This is a genomic window from Candidatus Avoscillospira sp. LCP25S3_F1 (genome assembly GCF_052117125.1).
Lineage (GTDB): Bacteria > Bacillota > Clostridia > Oscillospirales > Oscillospiraceae > Avoscillospira_A.
On sequence record NZ_JBQKJT010000045.1, the window covers coordinates 1 to 4,844 of the forward strand.

3 protein-coding genes are annotated in these 4,844 nt (G+C 49.3%); all 3 read right to left on the minus strand.

The annotated features are described in order from the left end of the window. Positions 1 to 64 precede the first annotated feature (64 nt). Entirely contained in the window at positions 65 to 964 is a 900-nt protein-coding gene (locus ACTQ33_RS16885) for a hypothetical protein (RefSeq protein ID WP_441465658.1), read from the minus strand. Positions 965 to 1,041: 77 nt separating this feature from the next. Continuing rightward, the gene (locus ACTQ33_RS16890; RefSeq protein WP_441465659.1) at positions 1,042 to 4,389 is read right to left on the minus strand and encodes a DEAD/DEAH box helicase family protein; all 3,348 of its coding nucleotides are present in this window, start codon (positions 4,387 to 4,389) and stop codon (positions 1,042 to 1,044) included. After that, entirely contained in the window at positions 4,386 to 4,778 is a 393-nt protein-coding gene (locus tag ACTQ33_RS16895) for an endonuclease domain-containing protein (protein ID WP_441465660.1), read from the minus strand. Before ACTQ33_RS16895 ends, ACTQ33_RS16890 begins: the two co-directional genes overlap by 4 nt. Between the last annotated feature and the right edge of the window lie 66 nt (positions 4,779 to 4,844).

A 4,844-nucleotide genomic window follows, 5' to 3' on the forward strand; every position in this document is an offset into this window, starting at 1 on the left:
ACGGGCGTTTTCTTCTGGGGTGCGATTCTTTCTGGCCATATGTAAAACCTCCAATGTGGTGCTTCTATTCTACACCACTCAGGAGGTTTACACAAAACTTAGGATAGTCTCTTATAGTCATGTAGTTTTCTTCAAAGTTCCTTTGGTACATACCCATGTCTAAGGAATAATTAAACTGGCCAAAAATACCGCATTGAAATATATGCGGATAAAAGAAACGATGTTCACACAGATCCCCAGTGGGATTATCCCATAGCTTTCCAGAAAAATATGCTTCTGGATTTTCACGGATTTCATCTTTATACATAAAAAATTTACATAGGTCGTTCATCCATAGATACTTATCTACGAAGACCTCTCCTTGATATTGTTCAATCCACTCCTTTACCTGTGCATGAATATCTCGAATATCGGGATTCAAAAAGAATGGATTTACAAACCATAAGTCATCTTCACTTTGAATCAGCATATGATTTAAATCCCACGGAGACTCTGCGGAATCGACAATAGCATTCAATGCTGACTTATCAAGTACAATCCGTGGGTACTTTGCTTTGGAGCTTTCAATTTCTACTGCATGAACCAATCCTTCACTCACAATGTAAAAATCGCCATTTGTTGTTTCAGAAACGTGCTTACCATATCCTATTCCACCGCGAAATACAAATTTGGAACTCGTCATAAAAGACATTATGTTGCATATTTTGAACAACAATGTTTTCCAATTCGAAGACGATAGAATAATTGAATCAGAAAAGCAGCAACTTTGTACAGACGAATTTGCTGCTTGATGCCACGGCAGAGCTGACTGAACAGCTTTTACTAGTTCATCGTGCATTTTATCTAAACTATGATATGCACCAAAATAAGACCGATAGTAATGTAGAGCAGATTCAAAGTTTTTCACGTTTTCTTTAAATCCCAATATATCAATAAACGCACAATATTTATTTTCAATGCACATATTCTTCTCCCTTGTAATCTTTATGACATGACTATATTACTTGCGTGGCAGCTTCAACGTAGACATCTGCACTTTTTCTACGCTGCGGCGTTAGCATTGATCTGGTCGATGATACCCTTAATACCTGCCCACAGTGATATGTCCGTAAAAACTTCCACGATACTGCCCTGGTCGGTAAAGGGCGGCTCCTGGAGAACAGACAGGTCTTTCATCACGCCGTTATGGACGATGTACTCCACAATCTGATTGACAAAGTAGATTTGTCGGCTGTCCAGGTTGACATCATTGAGATACTGGGCAAACGCTTCCTTGGCGGCATTCATGTCCATACCCACGATTTCCCGGACAAATTCACCCAAGGGCTTCTGTCCAATCTCCGCTTCATAGTCCTGTTTGGTACCCACCTCACTCCAGAGAATGGTTTCCAGTTCCTTCACATCCGCAGCAGTCAGCGGAACATTAGAGCGCAGTTTGGCAATGGCCGCATTGTCCTGGTGCTGCCGGACATAGAATTCTGCCTTGGCCTTGTAGTTTTTCAAATCATCGTTCTCCAGCTCCGATTCCTTCCACTCCACGGACAGAATATCGTCTATAAAATTGGTAGTATACACCTCACCACCCCGCGGAAGGTACTTCATCAAGCCACGCAGGCACTCCCGGATGTGTTCAAACTCATTGATGCCAGCGGTGTCCAGATAGTCGGTGTGCAGGATTTTCTCAATCAGTTCCGACTGAGCCCGGATTTCCGGGATATTGGCCACGTTTGCCACGCCTGTGACCTTTTTAAAGAGATCGGTACGGGCCTTTGCATACTTCTTCCCCACAAGATAGGCCAGTTCGATGCCATACATCAGCGCATCAAACCGCACGGCGCTGGCCTCGTCCTCATCCGGCTGGAGCAGTGGCGCCACCTCGTCCCGCAGATGCAGGGTATCCTCATAGCTGAGTGTCGTGTAGCTCTCCGGGTCTGCAAACTTTTCTACATACCGCAGATGCTGCCGCACGGCAAAATTCTCCCGGTCCAGCTCCTGCACCTTGGCCAGCATCTCCCGCACCAGCGTTTCCCGAAACAGGATCAGTTCTTTGGTCTGGTAGGCTAAATCCTGAAGTTTGTAGACAATCTGCGCTTTCAGATAAAAAATTGCACTTTGCAGGGCCATCTGATTGGCAGAGGCTTTGCCCTTATTCATGCGGAAAAACTCAAAGTTACCGCACAAATCGAAGATATAAAATTTCTCTTTGTCCTTTCCGTCTATGAGCCCCGGACACAGTCGGGTGCCACGGCCAATCATCTGCCAGAACTTGGCCTTACTCATGACTTTTTTAAAGAACACCAGATTCAGCACCTCCGGCACATCAATGCCGGTGTCCAGCATATCCACGGAAATGGCAATCTGGGGCAGCTTCTTGGGGTCGGAAAACTCGTCAATGGCGCTTTGCGCATAGGTCATACGGTTGTCGATGACCTTGGCATACCCGTGCAAATGGGGGTATTCTTTGCCGAATACCTCCAGAATCTTTTCTGCATGGTTGTGGGTCTTGGCAAAAATGATTGTCTTACCCAGCTTTTCCCCGTAGTCGATTTTCAGGCCGTTTTCCATGAGAAGGTGGAGCGCCTTGCGGATGGTGTCTTCATTAAACACCCACTCATTGAGTTTGGACGAGCTGCTCCGCTCCGGCAGCTCCCCGTTTTCGTCGGTAAATGTGTTCTCGTATTCTTCCCGCTCCTCTGCGGGTAAATCGTCGTAAGCAATGCCTTCTTCCAGGAATTTCAGCTTACTCTCCACTATGAGAAAGTCCACCAGAAAACCATCTTTAACCGCCTGGGCCAGTTCATAGCCGTAAGTGGGTACACCTGTATCCAGTTCAAAAACATCATAGGTATTCTTGTCAATCTCATCCTTGGGCGTAGCAGTCAGGCCTACCAGCGGTGCGTCAAAGTAATTGAAAATATCCCGATACTTGTTGTAGATGGAGCGATGGGCTTCGTCACAGATGAGCAGATCGAAGTGGCCCACGGTGAACAATTTGCCTTCGCTGTCCTCCATGGTATCGATGCAATTCATCATGGTCTGATAGGTGGAAAAGACGCAGCGGGCCGAACCGTTCGTTTTTTCCTCGCACAGATTGGTGACTGACAAATCCGGCAGCAGATTGACAAAGCTGCGCTTGGCCTGGGTGACTAGGGACGTACGATCTGCCAGAAACAGAATATTTTTCGCCCAGTTATGCTCCAGCAGCACCTTGACCAGTGCAATGACGGTTCTGGTCTTACCGGAACCGGTAGCCATGACCAGCAGGGCTTTCCGATGATTCTGCCGGAAAGTCTGGCACACCGCCTTGATGGCTCCCTCCTGGTAATAACGCCCGGCGATCTCCTTGTCCACCTGGATGTATTTTAGGCTTGTCCGCATGGCCCGAAGATTGAATAGTTTTTCCAAATCCCGCTTGGAGTAAATGGCAGCCACTTTCCGCTCCGGGTAGGCCCCGTCATCCATACGGGTATCAAAGCCGTTGGTCAGAAACACCACCGGACGGCGGCCATACTGCTGTTCCAGCAGGTCGGCGTACAGTTTGGCCTGCTGGCGTCCCTTGGCCGGGTCCACACAGGTGCGCTTGGCTTCAATTACGGCCAGGGGGCGGTGAGTGTCATCGTGGAGAACATAGTCCGCATAGCCCACTTCACTTTTATTGGGCATACCGGGCAGCTCCACTTCGTTGATCCAATCCTTCCCCTCCGTCCATCCTGCATCGATCAACATGGCGTCAATATACAGCTTGCGCGTTTTGTATTCGGAGAGATCCAGGGGCTTGGGCGTGTAGGACTTCTGCTGTGTTTCCCGGCGGGCAGTGAGTTCCGCCCTGAGCGCCGCGTTTTCCGCCATAAGGGCGGCAAGATCAACCTCGGCTCCTTGCTCCAAATAGCACCCCTCCGCCCCATGCTGGGGCACCTCCCCTTGAAAGGGGAGGCTCTGAGTAGGCGCAGCCGACTGAGGGGTACTCCCCTCCAACAACGCCGGGTCAAATGCTCCAGGCGTATAAGTTGTCCCATAACAGCAGGCCACAAAATCCATGAAGTACCAGAGATTCTCCAGGCACAGCGCCGCCTGCTCTGCTGTGATTTTCTTCCCCGTATGGGCGGCGTTGTTACCCGTCCGGCGTATGTAGTCCATGCGCCGCCACAGGTCACGGTCTACAATGGCCCGGAAATCCTCCGTGTCCATAAGGCTGGCCAGCCGGACATCATAGGGCATGACCAACCCACCGTCCACGGAGTACATCCATTTCACGGCAAATTCCATGCAGCGTCGGCAGTTCAGCGCACAAGCCGCCGGGTCGATGGTATAGATTTTTTCGGCAGAAACCGCCACCTCTCCGAAAGTAGCAAATTGAGGGTCAGAGAGAAGAAAATCAAAGTTAGTCATATCGTTCGCCCCCGAATCAGTTGATCTAAATAGGTACAGACACCGTCAAAATTACGGTCAATGTCCCGATTGGAAAAGCGTACCACTTGCAAGCCGAGATTTTGCAGAATGGCCGTTCGTTCCGCGTCATAGGCCATGCCCTGCGGCTCGTAGTGCTGGGAGCCGTCCAATTCGATGACCAATTTAGCCGACGCACAGTAAAAATCCACAATAAAATTGGAAATCACCCGTTGCCGGTATACTTTTACCGGATAATTGCGGAGAAAATCATACCAGAAGTGCCGCTCCTGGGGCGTCATTTGCTTGCGTAACGTCCGTGCGTTGGGGACAAGATTTCTGTTGTATAGGGCAGCACCGCACAATTGCTGAGGCAAGCGCTGTCGAATCACCCATCAGGCAGGAAACCATAGGCTTCCCGGCGCATTTCTTCGCGAGAGCGCACAACTTCAAGCCGC